The 16,785-nt window shown below is 72.4% G+C and carries 13 protein-coding genes; 7 read left to right on the forward strand and 6 right to left on the reverse strand.

What is annotated here, in order from left to right:
* Nucleotides 1–107 precede the first annotated feature (107 nt).
* Entirely contained in the window at nucleotides 108–656 is a 549-nt protein-coding gene (locus ACZ4VL_RS26830; protein WP_468204715.1) for a hypothetical protein, read from the reverse strand.
* 685 nt (nucleotides 657–1,341) lie between these two features.
* Between ACZ4VL_RS26830 and ACZ4VL_RS26835 the strand changes: the two genes are divergently transcribed.
* Complete coding sequence (locus ACZ4VL_RS26835; protein WP_468204718.1) at nucleotides 1,342–1,641, forward strand: DUF6342 family protein; 300 nt, start codon at nucleotides 1,342–1,344, stop codon at nucleotides 1,639–1,641.
* A 117-nt stretch (nucleotides 1,642–1,758) separates the two neighbouring features.
* On the opposite strand, the gene ACZ4VL_RS26840 is transcribed toward ACZ4VL_RS26835, so the two are convergent.
* On the reverse strand, nucleotides 1,759–4,227 hold the full coding sequence (locus ACZ4VL_RS26840; RefSeq protein WP_468204720.1) for a bifunctional serine/threonine-protein kinase/ABC transporter substrate-binding protein: 2,469 nt from the start codon (nucleotides 4,225–4,227) through the stop codon (nucleotides 1,759–1,761).
* 110 nt (nucleotides 4,228–4,337) lie between these two features.
* Nucleotides 4,338–4,880 (reverse strand): GNAT family N-acetyltransferase, encoded by a 543-nt coding sequence (locus ACZ4VL_RS26845; RefSeq protein ID WP_468204722.1) that lies wholly within the window; start codon nucleotides 4,878–4,880, stop codon nucleotides 4,338–4,340.
* Between the two features lie 274 nt (nucleotides 4,881–5,154).
* On the opposite strand from ACZ4VL_RS26845, the gene ACZ4VL_RS26850 reads away from it, so the two are divergent.
* Complete coding sequence (locus ACZ4VL_RS26850) at nucleotides 5,155–6,243, forward strand: alpha/beta hydrolase (protein ID WP_468204724.1); 1,089 nt, start codon at nucleotides 5,155–5,157, stop codon at nucleotides 6,241–6,243.
* Between the two features lie 29 nt (nucleotides 6,244–6,272).
* Here the strand turns inward: ACZ4VL_RS26850 and ACZ4VL_RS26855 are convergent, their stop codons facing one another.
* Complete coding sequence (locus ACZ4VL_RS26855) at nucleotides 6,273–7,502, reverse strand: GNAT family N-acetyltransferase (RefSeq protein ID WP_468204726.1); 1,230 nt, start codon at nucleotides 7,500–7,502, stop codon at nucleotides 6,273–6,275.
* A gap of 464 nt (nucleotides 7,503–7,966) precedes the next feature.
* Here ACZ4VL_RS26855 and ACZ4VL_RS26860 point away from each other — a divergent pair, with 464 nt between their 5' ends.
* Nucleotides 7,967–8,386: a hypothetical protein gene (locus ACZ4VL_RS26860; protein ID WP_468204728.1), complete on the forward strand. Its 420-nt coding sequence runs from the start codon at nucleotides 7,967–7,969 to the stop codon at nucleotides 8,384–8,386.
* A 204-nt stretch (nucleotides 8,387–8,590) separates the two neighbouring features.
* Nucleotides 8,591–8,959, forward strand: a complete 369-nt coding sequence (locus ACZ4VL_RS26865) for a hypothetical protein (protein WP_468204730.1) — start codon at nucleotides 8,591–8,593, stop codon at nucleotides 8,957–8,959.
* Nucleotides 8,960–9,086: 127 nt separating this feature from the next.
* On the opposite strand, the gene ACZ4VL_RS26870 is transcribed toward ACZ4VL_RS26865, so the two are convergent.
* The gene (locus tag ACZ4VL_RS26870) at nucleotides 9,087–9,509 is read right to left on the reverse strand and encodes a MarR family winged helix-turn-helix transcriptional regulator (RefSeq protein ID WP_468204732.1); all 423 of its coding nucleotides are present in this window, start codon (nucleotides 9,507–9,509) and stop codon (nucleotides 9,087–9,089) included.
* Nucleotides 9,510–9,652: 143 nt separating this feature from the next.
* Here ACZ4VL_RS26870 and eno point away from each other — a divergent pair, with 143 nt between their 5' ends.
* Nucleotides 9,653–10,951 carry a phosphopyruvate hydratase gene (gene eno / locus ACZ4VL_RS26875; RefSeq protein ID WP_468204734.1) on the forward strand — a complete coding sequence of 433 codons (1,299 nt, stop codon included), beginning with the start codon at nucleotides 9,653–9,655 and terminating at the stop codon, nucleotides 10,949–10,951.
* 5 nt (nucleotides 10,952–10,956) lie between these two features.
* On the opposite strand, the gene ACZ4VL_RS26880 is transcribed toward eno, so the two are convergent.
* Nucleotides 10,957–11,874 carry a LysR family transcriptional regulator gene (locus ACZ4VL_RS26880; RefSeq protein WP_468204736.1) on the reverse strand — a complete coding sequence of 306 codons (918 nt, stop codon included), beginning with the start codon at nucleotides 11,872–11,874 and terminating at the stop codon, nucleotides 10,957–10,959.
* A gap of 133 nt (nucleotides 11,875–12,007) precedes the next feature.
* Between ACZ4VL_RS26880 and ACZ4VL_RS26885 the strand changes: the two genes are divergently transcribed.
* Together ACZ4VL_RS26885 and ACZ4VL_RS26890 are read left to right on the forward strand one after the other, a co-directional pair.
* Complete coding sequence (locus tag ACZ4VL_RS26885; protein ID WP_468204737.1) at nucleotides 12,008–12,484, forward strand: cupin domain-containing protein; 477 nt, start codon at nucleotides 12,008–12,010, stop codon at nucleotides 12,482–12,484.
* A 190-nt stretch (nucleotides 12,485–12,674) separates the two neighbouring features.
* On the forward strand, nucleotides 12,675–16,775 hold the full coding sequence (locus ACZ4VL_RS26890) for an nSTAND1 domain-containing NTPase (RefSeq protein ID WP_468204739.1): 4,101 nt from the start codon (nucleotides 12,675–12,677) through the stop codon (nucleotides 16,773–16,775).
* Nucleotides 16,776–16,785: the final 10 nt, after the last annotated feature.

Consider the following 16,785-nt stretch of genomic DNA (forward strand, 5'->3'; position numbering starts at 1 on the left):
AATACTCCCCCCCCCCCCCCCCCCCCGCCGCGCCCCCCCCCCCCCCCCCCCCCCCCCCCCCCCCCCCCCCCCCCCCCCCCCCCCCCCCCCGCTGTGCGCCGGGGGTGCTACAGCAGGGCGATCGAGCTCGCCCGGTCGTTCATCGCGTCCCCGACGTACGAGGTCGACTGCTGGTACTCCTGGTGGACACCGGAGGCGTTGGGGGCGTCCCACAACTCCAGCCAGCAGGACAGCGTGGTCAGCGAGCTGACGGAGTTGTTCCAGGTGCCTTCGAGGTTGATCTGGGCATCCCGGCCGTTGCCGCTCTGGCAGCCGCTTGCGCCGGTCAGGACCAGGGCGGAGCCGCCGTAGTTGGAGTCCGTGTAGACGACGCCGAGCTGCACTTCCTGCGTCCCTGCGGTGCCCGAGGTGCCCGTGAGACGGTCGGCCAGCTTCTGATCGATGTGCTTCGCCGACAGCGGCGCGTCGGTGATCCGTCCGTCGGTGGAGGAGGCGACGGCCTCGCGGAACGTGTCATAGCACCGCATGCTGCCTGAATCGATGTTGAGCACGCAGTTCTTCGGGGTGGGCGCGGCGTTCGCGGTGGCGGCGGCCGCGCCCAGGACGAGCATGGTGGTTGCCGTGACGATCGCGATGCGTGACGTACGAGCGAACATGGTCACTCCTGTCTCGTGAACGTTCTGCCAACACCGTGGATGCTTCCGTCTCCATCCCGCATGAGCCAGGGGCACATTCGGCCAGGGTCGGTGTATGCGACACGATTTCCTGCGGTTCAGCGGGGGATGCGTGGCGCTATGTGGAGTTGTTGACCTGCCGCGACTCTTCGCACAGCAACGACAGAAACCCGGAGAAGGCGCCCAAAACGCGGCGCGAACTGTTCGGGGCGGCGGTGACCAGGCTGCCGCTGACGGCCGCCCCCGGTCGCCGCCTTCCGCGACGACCTGCGCAACGCCATTCCGCAGGACCGGTCCATGAGCCTGCGGCTGCCGACCGAACGGCGGGCCACTCGGAGCACCGGCGGCCTGTGCGACCTCCGCCGGGCCATGGCCGCCGGATCCCTCGGGCCACCCTGCACAACCGGCGCACCACGAACCTCAGCTGTCGCGGCCGACTCGGTCAAGAATGGTCATCTTCGATACAAAGTGATCGTTTTTGAAGTCCGATCCCCGCAGATGACCGAACTATGTAGGCTTTTGATCGGTTCGGGTGATGCCGCTGTCACCTGACCGAGGAAGTTCTTTCACTGGGGAGCGGGCACGTCCTGACGGGCTTCTTGCACGGAACGACGCGGCCGGAGCCCGCGAGGAGGAAACGGCCCGCCGGAACTGGAGGGGAAACCTCATGGCTGAGATCGATCTCGGACTGGCATCGGACTGGGACGAGGGCGACACCCACGGCCGTATCAAGCTGCGGCAGAACCAGACCTACCCGACCTCACCCAAAAAGGACGTGCTCATCAGCTCCCCGGTGAGCATCGAGCTGTCGGTGAACACGAACTACTCCAGCTCCCAAGAGGCGGACAAGATCTACTTCACGACCCACCACGGCTCGACGAAGAAGATCATCGCCGTACTCGACTCCGACGGCAACCTGCGCATCGCCGGTCGCCTGATCACGGAACAGAAGGACCTGTCGTACTGAGAAGCGACACAGGCATGAGGAGCGTCCGAGCGTTCCAGCTCGCCTGATGGCCGGGGGCGGTGACAGATCGATGTCTGTCACCGCCTCCGGCATGCCCGGACGGTCGCCCCGTCGGGTTCAGCGTGCGGCCGGTCCGCTCGTCACGGACGTCCAGCTGCCGTCGTTCACCGCGTACACCGTCAGCTGACGGTTGACCGTGTCGCCGCTCCCGTCGAAGGCGACGCGGCCGGTGACTCCGTCGAAACCCAGCCGTGCCACGGCCGGTGGCAGCTTCGCCCGGGCGTCACCGGGGAGGGAGCCGCCGTTGGCCGTCACGACCGCCTTCACCGCCTCGATGAGGGCCCAGGTCGCGTCGTACGCGTACGGCCCGTACCAGCCGGCCGCTTCCGGGTAGCCCGCCTTCCGGTACCGGGCGAGGAAGTCCTGCCCGGCCGCCGATTCCTCGGCGGCCACGCCGATGTTGGTCGCGAGGTCACCCTCGGCCTTCGGGTTCGTCGTGAGGTACTGCTGGTCGAAGATGCCGTCGCCCCCCATCAGGGGGGCGGTGACGCCCGCCTGCTCGAGCTGCTGGGAGAGCGGTGCTGCGGTGTCGTAGTACCCACCGAAGTAGACGGCTTCCGCTCCCGAGGACCGCACCCTTTCTGCGAGACCCGCGAAGGCGCGTTCCGCGGGATCGACCTGCTCGGTACCCACGACGGTCCCGCCGAGCTTCGTGAATTCGGCCGTGAGACCGGAGGTGAGGGCGGTGCCGTGGGCACTCGCGTCGTTCACCACGTACAGCTTGGTCTTCTTCGCCTCGCCGTGCAGGTACCGGGCGGCGAACGGCCCCTGGTCGACGTCCGTTGCGATGGTGCGGAAGTAGGTGGAGTGGGGACGCGTCCTGGTGCCGGAGGCCCAGTCGGGGCCCAGCGTCAGCACGGGGTCGGTGTTGCCCGGCGACACGACGGCCATGTTCGCCCGGGAGAGCGGCGCCACCAGGGTCTTGGCGACGCCGGAGTTGAGGGGACCGACCACTCCCAGGACCTTCTCGTCGGACACGAAGCGGGCGGCGTTGGACGCACCCTTGGCGGGGTCGGCCGCGTCGTCCAGGGCCTTGACCTCGAAGTTCACCCCGGGGACGTGCTTGGTTTCGTTGGCGGTCCTGACCGCCAGCTCGGCCGAGTTCCTGATGCCGGTGCCCATGGAGGACAGCCCGCCGCTGAGCGGTGCGTCCACCCCGATCACCACCGTGGTGGAGGAAGCCGTCGACCCGCTGCCGCCCGCCCCGCGACCGTGAGGCGTGTCCTCGTCACGGGTGAGGGTCCAGGTGAGGACGGAGCCCGTGGCGAGCGTGGCGAGGACGGCGGCCAGGACCACGGAGCGCCGGGCGAGGGGGCTCCGCCGGCTGGACGCCTGCTCGCCGTCTCCCCTCCCGGGGGTGGAGCCCCGCGTGACCGGTCCTTCGGCAGGGGGCCCGGGCGGGGCGGTCGGCCGGTCCGGCACGGGGCGCTGCGGGGCGCCCACTGCGGATCCGCAGTCCAGGACCGTCGGGGTCTGCGGTGACGGTGTCGTCGACGGCGGTTGCTGCTCCGGCGCCGTCGGGCCGGGAGCGGGCGTCCCGGCGTCCGGTGCCGGTACGGGGGTCGACCGCGGGTCGGGCGTGCGCGAGTCGGGAGTGCGCGAGTCGGGAGTGCGCGAGTCGGGAGTGCGCGAGTCGGGAGTGCGCGGGTCGGGAGTGCGCGGGGAAGCCGGCTCGGCGGCGGCTGTGTGGGGCCCGGGCGCGGAGGACCGCAGTGCGGATGCCAGCATCTCGGCCGCTTCGCCGGCACTCACGCGCTGCGCGGGGTCCTTGGTGAGGAGTGCGTCCAGCACGGGTGCGAGCGGGCCGGCGTGCACCGCCGGCCGATGCGGTCGGGTGAAGACTGCCACGGCGAGGGCATGGAGCCCCTCCGCGTCGAACGGCGGGTGCCCCTCGACGGCGTGGTAAAGGGTCGCGCCGAGCGCCCACAGGTCGTTGGCGGGGGTCGGGCGCTTGCCCTCCAGTTGCTCCGGCGGCATGTAGTGCGGCGTGCCGATGACGATACCGCTGTGGCTCAGCTTGGTCGTGGCGTCCGCGAGGTGGGCGATGCCGAAGTCGGTGAGGACGACGCGGTCCTTGGCCAGGAGCACGTTGTCCGGCTTGATGTCACGATGGATGATCCGCGCCCTGTGCGCCTCGGCCAGCGCATCGAGCATGGCGGCGCCGATCTCGGCCACCCGCTGGACGGGCAGTCGCCCGCCGCTGCGGATGGCGGCGGCCAGGGACTGCCCGCGGACCAACTCCATCACGATGACGGGGGCGCCGTCGTGCTCCACGACGTCATGGATCGTGATGATCCCTGAGTGGCTGAGGGTGACCGCTGCGCGCGCTTCGCCGATGAACCGCCGGAGCAGCGCTGCGCGATCGGCGGCCTCGATGCCTGGCGGGAAAAGGATCTCCTTGACCGCCACCTCACGTCCGAAGAGGTGCTGGTCGAGGCCGCGCCACACCCGGCCCATACCGCCCTGGCCGATGCGTTCGACCAGCTGGTACCGGCCGGCGATGAGTTCGGGGTTCTGCTCGGTCACGCGCACACTCTAGGTCCTGGCGAGCCGATCAGGTGACGAAAGTATGGCTTGATCACGCCCATCACGAGTCCCGATGCCGAGCCGAACCAGGCGTGCGCGCGCGACCCGGGTCAGGGGCGGTCCAGACCCCAGGTCTGCAGGGAGTAGGGCCGCCCCTTCTCCTCACCCGTGATGAGCGGCACGTCGAGCAGCCTGAAGCCCGCCTTGGTGGCGACGGCGACGCTGGCCGCGTTCTCGGCCTCCAGTTCCAGGATCACCTGCTCGGCACCCAGCTGCTCGAAGGCGTACGAGGCCATCACCCGCACCGCCCGCGCCGCGAGCCCCTGGCCGCGGTGCGCCGGGCCGACGGCGTATCCGAGCTCCGTGCCCTCGGGGGCTCGCCGCAGCATCACCTCGCCGAGCGGCGCGCCGCCGTCGACGGTGATGGCGAGCAGGATGGCCGTGCCCTCCGCCCGGAGCCGCCGACTCCGGACCAGTCGTGTGTCGGCGGCGGCAGCGTCGAAGGGCGAGACGATGGGCGTCCAGTAGGCGATGTCGGCGTGGTCGAACAGCTCGGGCATCGCGGCCAGGTCCGTCTCGGTCCAGTCGCGCAGGACGAGGCCTTCCCCGGATATCTCGATCCGCTCGGGAAAGGACGAAGTGGTGCCGCTCATGGTGGGTGACCTCCTTGGCCTGTACAGGACGAGGCAGGATAGCCGGGGGCAGGCGAGGCCCCACCAGCGATTTTCCCCGACCTCGCCCCCTGCGTCCTGTGGCTGTGCGCCGTGCACCGCGGCGGCCGGGGACGGCGGCTTGGGCACACTCATTTGAAACCTAAACGACATTTGTTGCATGTTTATGCAACCTGAGGATCGAGAAACGCCTCCCAAGAGGAGGACCCACACGTTCTGCCCGCCCAGGGCAGCCGCACTGTTCGGAGCGAAGTTCGTGCACGATTACTCGCAGTCGCAGCAGCCCAGGCGATCCCGCAGGAAGGTGTGGATCGGCTCCGCGGTGGCCGTGGCCCTGCTCGCCGGCTCCGGCGCCGGGTTGGTCTACTGGAAGACGGACTGGTTCGACGGGAACGGCGAATCGGTCAGCTACGGGAAGCCCTCCGCCGGAGCGGAGAAGGGCAAGGAGACCGGCAGCGGGAAGCAGGCCGCCGCGCCGAGCGCGGACCCGGACGTGTCCCTCCCCACGGGTCCGTTCGCCGACTTCAAGCAGACGGTCAAGCTGGACGACGGCACCCGTATATCCAAGGCCCGAATAAAGGGCGCCAAGTCCGGTTTCGAGGGCAGCGTCTGGGTGTGGACGCCGAAGGAGTACGACCGCCCCGAGTACGCCAAGAGCGCCTTCCCGGTCATGATCGCCCTCCCCGGAGGCAACGGGAACGCCGACAACTACTGGGCGACCCTGCCGAAGCTGGGCCTCCAGGAGGCCATAGCCCAGGGCGCCGCAGCCGGCAAGAACCTCCCGTTCATCCTGGTCATGCCGATCCTCAACCCGGACAGCAAGTACTACTACGACGGCTCCGACATCCCCGGCCAGGCCAAGATGGGCACCTGGATCGGCGAGGACGTGCCCGACCTCGCCCGGGCCAACTTCCGCACCTACAAGTCCCGCGAGGGCTGGGCCTTCATGGGCAACTCCTCCGGTGCCTTCGTCGGCCTCAAGCAGCTCCTGCAGAAGCCGGACCGCTTCCGGGCCGTCATCGCCAACGGCGGCGAGATCGTCCCGGACTCCCCGCTCTGGAAGGGCCACCAGGCGGAAATGGACGCGAACAACCCCGAGAAACTCGCCCCGAAGCTGATCAACAACAAGGGCCCCGAGGTGAACGTCTTCTTCCAGTACGGCACCAAGGAGGGCGGCCGCGACCGGATGGAGAAGTTCCAGCAGCAGTTCGGCAAGGGCCCGATCAAGGTCACCATCCACGAGATCCAAGGCGGCGACCACAACGGCTGGGACTACGTCCGAGGCATGAAGGAAGGCGCCCTGGAAGAGCTCAGCAAGCTGATGAAGGGCCCGAAGCCGCAATAACAGCTGGAGAAGGGCTCGGCGCGCCCGTGTCAGAACCAGTGCAGGCAGTGCGGGGAGCGCTCGGCGCGGAAGAGGGCGTCAGCGAGGGCGGCCGCGCCGGGGCGGTGGGCCCGGACGTGTCCGGCGCGCACGAGCGTGCTCGGGGCGGTACCACCGAGGTAGACCGAGCCCAGGTCGCTGATGTCCAGGGACAGGTCAGGCTCCCGCTCGGTCGGGACGCAGTCGGCCTTGCCGTCCCGGACGGTCAGCAGGTAGCGGCCCTGTTCGCCGAGGAACGGGTCGTCGACGTCGAGGACGAGCTCGCCGTCCGTGAACCAGCCGCGCGCGGTCAGCGCACGCGGGACGTCCAGCAGCCGCACCCAGAGCCAGTCGGTGTCGCGGCTCACCTCGCCCGCGCGGAAGTCCGCAAGCTGCCAGCGCAGCGCGTGCCCGGGCGGGACGTGCTGGAACACGACCTTGGTGACCAGGTCGTGCCCGAGTACGAACCGGGCCAGGGCCGTGAAGACGGCGTCGTCGGTGGCGATGGTCTCGTCGACCGTCAGGGTGCCGGACTCGACCGAGTAGCTGGCGTACCCGTCCGGGACGCCGTCGGCGTCCCGGTGGACGGCGACGTGACGTGGCGCCGGAGAGACCGGGGGCTGCCCCGCGCGCAAGGCCCACCAGCGGTGCGGCCGGGACAGCGCGCCGGGCTGGGCGCGCCGGTACCGGTCGTAGACCTCTTCCAGGATTCCGCCGCACTCGCTACGCCGCAGCAGCTCGACCGAGCCGGTGTCCGACCCGGGCGCCGGGGCGCCGACCGTTCCGCGCGCCCTGGGGAGGGAGAACGCGGCCTGGTGGCGCGGTACCGTCAGCCGCTGCGTGTAGGTCGCCGGCCCGTAGCCGAATCTGCCGTAGATCGGGGCCTCGGAGGCCAACAGCACGGAGAGGAACTCCCCGCGGGCCCGCAGCTCGGCGAGCTGATGCCGCATCATCGCGCTGAGCACGCCACGGCGCCGGTGCGAGGGCAGGACGCCGACGGCGGTCACTCCGGCGGCCGGGACGAGGACCTCGCCGGGAAGGGTGAGCTCGAAGGAGTACGCGGCCGCGGTGCCGACGGGTCGCCCGTCCGCCGTCAGGGCGAGCAGGCAGCGGTCCGCTTCGAGCGCCGACCACCAGAGCCCGCCGCCCTCGATCGGGGTCTCCGGGAAGCGCCCGAACGCGGCATGGATCGTGTCGACGAAGACGTCGAGATCCTCATGCGTCGTGGAACGGATCTCCATTGCTGCCACGGCCTCCTCGCAATCCGGCACCACGGTTCATGGTGTCCGGCCTCAGTGCAGCGCTGACCCGTGGCCGAAGCAAGCGAATTACGGCCGGGTCCGCGGCCTGACCTGCATCACCGGCACGTGCGCCGGCCGCCCCGAGCCGCGCCGGAACGAGATCCGAAGTCGCGACCTGATCTGGAGTACTGTCCAGGTGCGCCTGAGGGACAGGGACGAGGGGGAGGTAAGGGAGTTCGCTCTTTGACGGGACATCTCAACCGGCCCGCGGTCAGTGCGTTCTTGACGGCCGTAGACGCGGTCATGAACAGCAATACCTTTCTGCTCAAGGTAGATGCCCAGACCCAGGTGACCCGCGACAACTACCGTGACGTTCTCGGTGCTTTCCTCCGCGATCCGCTGTTCCACGAGATGATGCTCCACGCGGACCGGGAACGCGACCGGTGGATGTTCCACGAGGTCCCGTGGCAGACGCCGGACGCATCGCGGAGAACTCCACGGGCGCGGACCCGTGGATGGTGCCCCGCGATCTGCGCCTCACCCTGGAACCGATGGACGGGACGGGCTTCCTCGCCCGTCTTCGGTGGATGCTGTGCGAGGCGTTCAGCCCGTATCACGGCCACCTCGACGAAGGACGCGCCGAAGAAACGATCGGGGCCTTCCTGCGTGCAGTCCTCGGACCCGGCAGTCGTCCGGCTTCGAGCCGAGAAGCGCCGGAACAACAACTCCTGCAGGGTTGGTCGTTCGCCGCCGTCCTGCCCGATTTCCTGCTTTCGACCGAGTACTACACCGGAAAGCCTCCCCCCGACCCGGCCTACTTCGATGGCGGCGAGTCCGGTACCGCCACGCTCGCCTACCGGGCGGAATGTTTCTCCTCCTGCTGACGAACGGATCACCGTAAGCCGCCGACTCTCCCCGGGGCGCCCGAGGGCGGGCACTGGGCGCTCCGGCCGAGCTCGTGCTCCCCGTTCGTCACATCCGGGCGTTTGGTCCCGTACGCGGCGCTCTGGGAGGGATGGACCCGGCAAGGTTGCGTTCGCGGATGGGGGTCCCGGTCTTCGGGGCCTCACCGGTCGGGAAGGAGCGGGATGCGAGGCTTCAAGGTTCTCGGAGCGGGCGCGCTGGCGGTGGCGCTGGTGTCGGGCGTGGGCTGGGCGGCGCAGGCGTCGGACAGTCAGACGGCTCCGTCGAGGGGGCATGCGGCGCGGGCTGCGGCCGTCGACGGGTACCAGGTGGTGAAGTTGCCGAACGCGAACGTGCCGAACTTCCAGCGGCGGACGGTGTACTGCCCGGCGGGGAAGGTCGCCGTCGGCGGCGGTGCCGAGGCACAGGGCAACGACGCCATCCTGGTCGGTTCGTTCCCGACGGATGACGGGCGGGGCTGGATCGGTCTCGGACGTCAGAACGCGTACAGCAGCGTGGGCATCTCGGTCTACGCGATCTGCGCATACGCCTGATCTCCCGCACGGCCCTGCACCCCGCTCTCCTTCGAGGGCGGGGTGCAGGGCTGTCCGGCAGCCCCGCAGGTCAAAGGGCGGTCCGGACCTCAAGGGTGGAGGGTTCGCCCCTGGGGCCGGGCGGCGGCTAGCGCGCGGCCAGCCGCTCCATCAGGGCTGCGCTGCGAGCGAGCAGCTCCCGTTCGGCCTCTGTCAGCTCGGCATCGATGGCCAGGGCCAGCCATCCGGCCCTGCGGCCGCGCTCCGCTTCCAGCGCGACCCGGCCGGCCTCCGACAGCTCCAGCAGGGACTTGCGGCCGTCCGTGGGGTGGGCCCGGCGTGTGACCAGCCCCTGCTCGACGAGGAGGCCGACCGCGCGGGCCATCGACTGCGGCCGCACGCGCTGATCGGCCGCGAGATCGCTGGTGGTCATGGCGCCGTCGCGGTCCAGAACGCCGAGCACGGCGACCTGCCCGTGCGGGATCCGGTCCTCGTGCTTCACGCGCCGGGTCAGCTTGCCCATCGCGATACGCAGTTCGGCAGCGACGGTGGCGGCATCCGGGGAGGTCATGGAGCACTTTAACCGGAAAGGCCGTTGCACAGCCGAACTGAACAGCTGAGCTGAACAGCATTGCTGTACAGTTTCGCCACGTCGGGCCGAGCGCCAGCGTCGTCGCAGCCGGGGCCCGGCAGACGACAACGGGAAGGACCCCCATGCCCGCACGCCGAGACGAGCCGACCACCGTCCGCAGCGTCACCGCCCGCGCCGTCCTCGACAGCCGCGGAAACCCCACCGTCGAGGTCGACGTCGTCCTCGCCGACGGATCCCTGGGTCGCGCCGCCGTCCCCTCCGGCGCCTCCACCGGCGCCCGCGAGGCGGTGGAACTGCGCGACGGTGACCCCCGGCGTTGGCACGGCCGGGGTGTCGAGCGCGCCGTGGCCCACGTGAAGGGCGAGATCGCGGATGCCGTCACAGGGCGCAACGCCGACGACCAGGCCGGCCTCGACGCCGCGCTCGTCGCGCTCGACGGCACGCCCACCAAGGCGCGGCTCGGCGCCAACGCCCTGCTCGGCGTGTCCCTCGCCACCGCGAAGGCCGCGGCCCTCTCGCACCGCCAGCCGCTGTACCGCTACCTGGGCGGGGCCGACGCCCGCGTGCTTCCGGTGCCGATGATGAACATCGTCAACGGCGGCGCCCACGCCGACAATCCGCTGGACTTCCAGGAGTTCATGATCGCGCCGCTGGGTGCGGGATCCTTCGCGGAGGCCGTCCGGATGGGCTCCGAGGTCTTCCACACGCTCCGCCGCGACCTGCTGGCCGCGGGCCACTCCACGGCCGTCGGCGACGAGGGCGGCTTCGCGCCCGCGCTGCGTACCGCCGAGGAGGCGCTCGACTTCGTCATGGCCGCGATCGAGAGGACCGGCTACCGGCCGGGCGCCGACATCGGCCTCGTCATGGACCCGGCGTCGTCGGAGTTCTACCGGGACGGGGTGTACGCGTACGCGGGAGAGGGCGTCCGGCGTACGTCCGCCGAGCAGGTCGACTACCTCGCCAAGCTGATCGACGCGTACCCGATCCTCTCGGTGGAGGACCCGATGGCCGAGGACGACCTCGACGGGTGGCGCGAGCTGACCGCACGGGTCGGGGACAGGTGCCAGCTGACCGGGGACGACGTGTTCTGCACCAACGAGGCCCTGGTACGGGAAGGCATCCGCACGGGCGTGGGGAACGCCGTCCTGATCAAGGTCAACCAGATCGGGACGTTGACCGAGGCGCTCTCAACGGTCGGGACTGCGCGGCGGGCCGGCTGGGCAGCGGTCATGTCCCACCGCTCCGGCGAGACGGAGGACACGACCATCGCGGATCTGGCCGTCGCCACCGGGTGCGGGCAGATCAAGACCGGGTCCTTGTCCCGATCGGACCGCACGGCGAAGTACAACCAGCTCATCCGGATCGAGGAGGAGCTGGGGGCCTCCGCGACGTACGGATACGCCGCCCCGCCCTCCGCGTAAGACGCTCAGAAGCTCGATCGGGAGGGGGAGTCCGGCGGTGCCGTTTCCGGCTCCACACGGTGCAGGGCGGCCAGGAGATGGCGCAGGGCCGGCCCGGGTGGACCCGGACGGACGGCCAAGGACGTCGTCACCCCGGGGCCGGTGAGCGGGCGCAGCACTACCCGGGGGATGGACGGCAGGCCGTGGACTTCGTAGAAGACCGTCCATGAGGGCTCGTGGGCCGTGCCGATCGCCGTGAGCGTGGCCTGGAGGCCGGTGAAGGGCGGCCCGGCCGGCGGCATGGCGCCTGCGCTGCGGCACGCGTCGCCGATCAGATCGTGGAAGTAGGGGTTGTCCGGGCGCGGGGCGAGACGAAGGGGAAGCCCCGCCAACTGGGCCAGATCCAGGCAGGGTTCGGCCGACAGCGGATGGTCTTGGGGCAGGGCGACGAGGAGCGGGTCGCTCCACAGGGGCAGCAACTCGAGGCCGACGGCCCCCGGCACTGCCCGTACCAGAGCGGCGTCGAGCTCCCCGGCGCGTACGGCGGCCAGCCGGTCGGCAACCGGAAGCCGCTGCAGCCGTACCTGAAGCCGGGGCGCGGACACGGCGAGCAGCGCCAGGGCGCGACCCAGCCGGTCCCGGGGGCCGTGGACACCACCGAGGCGCAGCATGCCGTCATCCCCCGCGGTGATGTCGGCGGCCACCCGCACCGTGCGGTCGGCAGCCGCCAGGACCGCGCGGGCCTCCGGGAGCATCCGCTCGCCCGCGGCGGAGAGCCGCACACGCCGGGTGGTGCGCTCGAAGAGGCCCACGCCCCAGGCGCGTTCGAGCCGGGCGATCTGCTGGCTGACGGCCGACGGGACGATGCCCAACTGTTCCGCGGCCCGCCCGAAGCCGCCTTGTTCGGCGACCGCCACGAAGTACCTCAGCTGCCTCAGCTCCACCCGTCCGCCTCCCGAGCGATTCGTCACGACCGGTGATTTCTCTCTTCTCCAACCGCCTGTGGATCACGGCTTCTTCCCGGCGTCGAATGGAACCGGACCCAGGAAGGGCCGCGGACGGCAGGAGTGACGAACCATGAGCGACACACGACAGCCCCTGATCGCGCACGCCGAGCAGGCCGAGCGGATCGGATTCCCCGAGGGCGGAGGATTCCTCCTGCTCGCTGACGCGTGCGACACCGGCGGGGTGGTGGGCGTCAACCGCCTCACCCTCCCGCACGGTGCCACCGGAGCCCGCCCCCACTACCACGCACGGTCGACGGAGCTGTTCTACGTGCTGGACGGGAGCGCGTGGTTCACCTTGGACGGCCGCACGACGACCGTCACCTCCGGCGGACTCGTGTCCGTACCGCCCGGCCTTCCCCATGCGTTCGGCGCTACCCCCGGAGCGACGGCCGATCTGCTCGTCCTGCTGACCCCGGGGGTGGACCGCTTCGACTACTTCCGCACGTTGGGCCGTATCCGGCACGGCCTGGACGCCTTCGACAGCCTCCTGGCCGAACAGGACCACTACGACGTCCACTTCGTGGACGAGGCCACGGGGCTGAAGTGATCTGCCAGGTGGCACTGCTGCGGGTGGCCGCTCCGGCCGTGGCGGGGGCGGCATGCGCAGGAACGCTCGCCGGGGCGCGCGCGGCGTACGGAAAAGAGACCGGTTCGCGGCCTACCGCGGGGTGACGGTCCGTCCGGGCGTGCACGATGCCTGCGCATGCGTCCCACCGACACCGTAACGCGGAGGCGCGATGGACCGTTCGCCACAACCGTCACCCGCACCCGAACCGGGTGCCGGCCCGGGGCCCCTCCCCCCGCCCGACCTGCCGGCGGCGCTCCCGGACCCGCCGGCCGCGCCGGCCGGTGGTCCGACGCCCCGGGAGGAGTTCGCCGCCGACCTGACCCGGCTGAGGGAGGAGGCGGCCCTCACCGTGCGGGTGCTCGCCGCCCGCGTGGAGTCCCCCGGCGCGCACACCACCATCGGCGGCTGGCTGGCCGGGCAGAGCCTCCCGTCGCTCGGCTCGCTGCAGCTCTTCCGGCGGGTGCTCGAGGAACTGGGCGTCAAAGACCCCGTGGAAGTCGCCGGCTGGCTGGAGCGACTGGCCGACCTGCGCCGGTCGCGCACGCCGCGAGCGGCCCGGGGCGTTGCACCGTACCGGGGGCTCGCCCGGTTCGAGGAGCACCACGCGGACTGGTTCTTCGGCCGGGACCGGCTGCGGGACGTGGTGGTCGAGCGGCTGCTCACCGACGGGCCGGACTTCCCCCACCTCCTGGTCGGCGCCTCCGGCTCGGGCAAGTCGTCGCTGCTGCGGGCCGGGGTTCTGCCGGTCCTGCGCGCGGCGCACGGGTTCGTCCCCTGCCTGCTGGCCCCAGGACGGGCCCCGGCGTCGGAGCTGGTCCGGGCCGTGCGCACCATGACGAGCGCCGCCGACTCCGCGGCGCTGACGGCGGTGGCGGACGGGGCCTCCCCCGCCGCGGGCGCCGTGCCCGACTCCGCGGCCGGGCTCGCCGTCCACCTGCGGGACTGGGCCGAACGCCGCGACGTCCGTGTCCTGGTGGCCGTGGACCAGTTCGAGGAGGTCTTCACCGTCTGCCAGGAACCCGCCGAGCGGGAGCGGTTCCTGGACGTCCTGGCCGCGCTCCCCTCCCCCCGCGTGCACGTCCTGGGCGCGCTGCGCGCCGACTTCTACGCCCAGGCCCTCCAGGAGCCCGCCCTCGGCACCGCCCTGCAGCGCGGCCAGATCGTGGTCGGGGCGCTCACCACCGAGGAGATCCGCAGCGCGGTGCACGGGCCGGCTGCCAAGGCCGGGCTCGCCGTGGACGAGGGCTTCGCCGACCTGCTGGTCTCGGACCTGCGGGACTCCGGCGCGGGCGGGCTGCCGCTGCTCTCACACGCCCTGCTGTCCACCTGGGAGCGCGGCCGCGGCAGCGTCCTCACGATCGCCGACTACCGGGCGGGCGGCGGCATGTCCGCCGCGGTCTCGGCCAGCGCGGAGGAGGCGTACGCCGCACTCAGTGAGGGTCGGCGCGACCTCGCCCGGGCCCTGTTCCTGCGCATGGTGACGGTCGGGGACGGGGTCCCGGACACCCGCAGGGTGCTGCCGCTGCCCGGCCCCTCCTCCCCCGCGGACGAGTGGCGCGACGAACGCGCCGAGCAGGTGTACGAGGTGCTGGAGTGTTTCGTGGACCGGCGTCTGGTCGGCCTGGACGGCGACGGGGCCCGGATCACGCACGAGGCGCTCCTCACCGCCTGGCCGCGCCTGCACGGTTGGATCGAGGCCGACCGCGCCGGACACCTGGTGTGGCAGGACCTGGCGCGCGACGCGGAACGCTGGCGGTCGGCGGACCGGGAGCCCTCGCTGCTGTACCGCGGTGCCCGGCTGGCGCTGGCCGCCCGGTGGGCCGAGCACGGGGGCCGCGCCCACGAACTCATCGCCACGGAGCACGAGTTCCTCCTGGCGAGCCGGACCGCGGAGGAGCAGCGGGCCCGCCGGGAACGGCAGCGCACCAGGCGGCTGCGGCAGCTGCTGGTCCTGCTCACCGTCCTCGCGACGCTCGCCGGCTGCCTGGCCGCCGTGGCGCTGGTGCAGCGGCGGGACGCCGAACAGCAGCGCCGGACGGCCCTGTCCCGGCTGGTCGCGGCCCGCTCGGAGCGGCTCCGGGGCAGCGACCTCGCCCTGGCCGCCCAGCTGAGCCTGGTGGCGTACCGGACGGCACCGACGGCGGAGGCGCGGGCGGCGCTGACGGACGCCTCGGCGATGCCGGCGGTCACCCGGCTGCTGGCGTTCCGCGGTGTGGTGCAGGCGGTCGCCCTCAGCCCGGACGGGCGGACGCTCGCGGCGGCCGGGCTGGACCGCACGGTCGCCCTGTGGGACCTGCGCGACCCGGCGCGGCCGCAGCGCCTGGACGTGCCGTCGCCGCCGTTCGCGGACACCGTGTACGCGCTGGCGTTCAGCCCGGACGGCGGGCTGCTCGCGGCGGGCGCGGGCGACGGGACCGTACGGGTGTGGGAGCCGCCCCGCGCCGCCGCCGCGGCTACTTCGCCGGCCGGGGGCGTCGCGGTCGGGACGGTGTTGCCGGGGCCCTCGTCCGCCGTGTACGGTCTGGCGTTCGCCCCTGACGGTGCCCGGCTGGCCGCCGGGTCGGCCGATGGCGGGGTGTACGTGTGGGACCGCGGCACGGCGGCCCTCCCGGCGACGTCCGCACCGGACGGCAGCGGTACGGGTGCCGGCACCGGCGGCTTCGGACCGGCCCGCCGGCTCGGCGGGTCCGACCGGCCCGTCCACTCGGTCGCCTTCCGGCCCGGCGGCCCTGCCGTCCTCGCGGCCGGCGGGGCGGACGGCGCGGTGCGACTGTGGGACGCCTCCGGCAGCGGCGAGCCGGTGCCCCGGCAGCAACCGCTGACCGGGGCCGGCGGGCCGGTGTTCGGGCTGTCCTTCAGCCCCGACGGCCGCCGGCTCGCGGCGGGCAGCCAGGACCGGTCCACCCGGCTGTGGACGGTCCCCGACCCCGGGGACGGCGCGCCGCCTCCCCCGGACGTCCTCGCCGGGGCCCCCGCGACCGCGGACGGGCCCGCCAGCTACGTGAACACGGTCGCGCACAGCGCCGACGGACGGTGGCTGGCCACCGGCAGCGCCGACAACCAGGTGCGCCTGTACGACGCCGCCACCCGCACCTCCCTCGGCTCGTTCCCGCACCCGGGGCCGGTGACCTCCCTGGCGTTCCTGCCGGACGGGCAGGGCATGGTCAGCGGCGCCGCCGACGGCACGGTACGGATCTGGCGGCTGCCCGCACGTCCCCTGCACGGCGTGCAGGGGACCGTCAACGCCGTCGCGTACAGCCCGGACGGAACGCTGCTGGCGGTCGCCGGCCGCGAGGTGCACCTGTGGGACGTCCGCGATCCGTGGCTCCCCCGCCCGGTGGGCACGCCCCTGGCCAACCCGACCGGCTACTCGGGCACGCTGTCCTTCACCCCGGACGGCCGCACGCTGGCCGTGGGCGGCCGCGACGGCAAGGTGTGGCTGTGGGACACGAGCCGACCGGACCGGGCCGCACCGCGCGGCGAACCGCTCGCCGGTGGCACCGGAACCGTCCAGTCCGCGGTGTTCTCGCCGGACGGCCGGACCCTGGCGGTCGGCAGCGAGGGCCGTACCGTCCGACTGTGGGACACCCGGGACCCGGACCGGCCCCGACCCGCGGGCGAACTGACCGAGCCGACCAACTTCGTGTACTCGGTGGCGTTCAGCCCGGACGGCCGGCGGCTGGCCGCGGGCACCGTCGACAAGCAGGTGCTGGTGTGGCAGCTGCCGGCGGAGGGCGGCCCCCCGCGGGCGGAGGCCACGCTCCAGGGACCGGGGAGCTACGTGATGTCCGTGGCCTTCAGCCCGGACGGGCGGACCCTCGCCGCCGGCACCGGCGACCGGGACGTATGGCTGTGGAGGTTCGACGGCACGGCGGACGGCGCCGGTCCGGTGAGCGCCGGACCCCCGCTGACCGGCCCGAGCAGCTACGTCTACGCGCTCGCCTTCGCTCCGGACGGCGCGACCCTGGCCGCCGCGAGCACCGACGGCACCGTATGGCTGTGGGACACCTCCGGGGCCGGCCGCGCCGGATCGAAACCGCCGCAGGCCCGGGCCGTCCTGAACGGCCTCGGCGGCAAGGGGTACGCCATCGCGTACAGCCCGGACGGGCGTTCGCTGGCGGCCGGCGGCTCGGCCCCCGCGGCGCTGGTGTGGAGCACCGGTGCCGAGGACGCCGCCCGGCACGTGTGCGAGCGGGCCGGCTCGCCGATCACCCGGGCCGAGTGGGCCTCCCTGCTCCCGGGCCTGCCGTACGCACCACCCTGCCCCTGACCTCCCGCCG

It is taken from the genome of Streptomyces sp. NPDC029014, from assembly GCF_055564695.1.

What these genes read in the sequence shown, in the direction of transcription:
- ACZ4VL_RS26865 (WP_468204730.1), top strand. Translation starts at nt 8,591, where the DNA reads ATGCGAGGCTTCAAGGTTCTCGGAGCGGGCGCGCTGGCGGTGGCGCTG.
- ACZ4VL_RS26885 (WP_468204737.1), top strand. Translation starts at nt 12,008, where the DNA reads ATGAGCGACACACGACAGCCCCTGATCGCGCACGCCGAGCAGGCCGAG.
- ACZ4VL_RS26855 (WP_468204726.1), bottom strand. Translation starts at nt 7,502, where the DNA reads ATGGAGATCCGTTCCACGACGCATGAGGATCTCGACGTCTTCGTCGAC.
- ACZ4VL_RS26845 (WP_468204722.1), bottom strand. Translation starts at nt 4,880, where the DNA reads ATGAGCGGCACCACTTCGTCCTTTCCCGAGCGGATCGAGATATCCGGG.
- ACZ4VL_RS26890 (WP_468204739.1), top strand. Translation starts at nt 12,675, where the DNA reads ATGGACCGTTCGCCACAACCGTCACCCGCACCCGAACCGGGTGCCGGC.
- ACZ4VL_RS26830 (WP_468204715.1), bottom strand. Translation starts at nt 656, where the DNA reads ATGTTCGCTCGTACGTCACGCATCGCGATCGTCACGGCAACCACCATG.
- eno (WP_468204734.1), top strand. Translation starts at nt 9,653, where the DNA reads ATGCCCGCACGCCGAGACGAGCCGACCACCGTCCGCAGCGTCACCGCC.
- ACZ4VL_RS26835 (WP_468204718.1), top strand. Translation starts at nt 1,342, where the DNA reads ATGGCTGAGATCGATCTCGGACTGGCATCGGACTGGGACGAGGGCGAC.
- ACZ4VL_RS26870 (WP_468204732.1), bottom strand. Translation starts at nt 9,509, where the DNA reads ATGACCTCCCCGGATGCCGCCACCGTCGCTGCCGAACTGCGTATCGCG.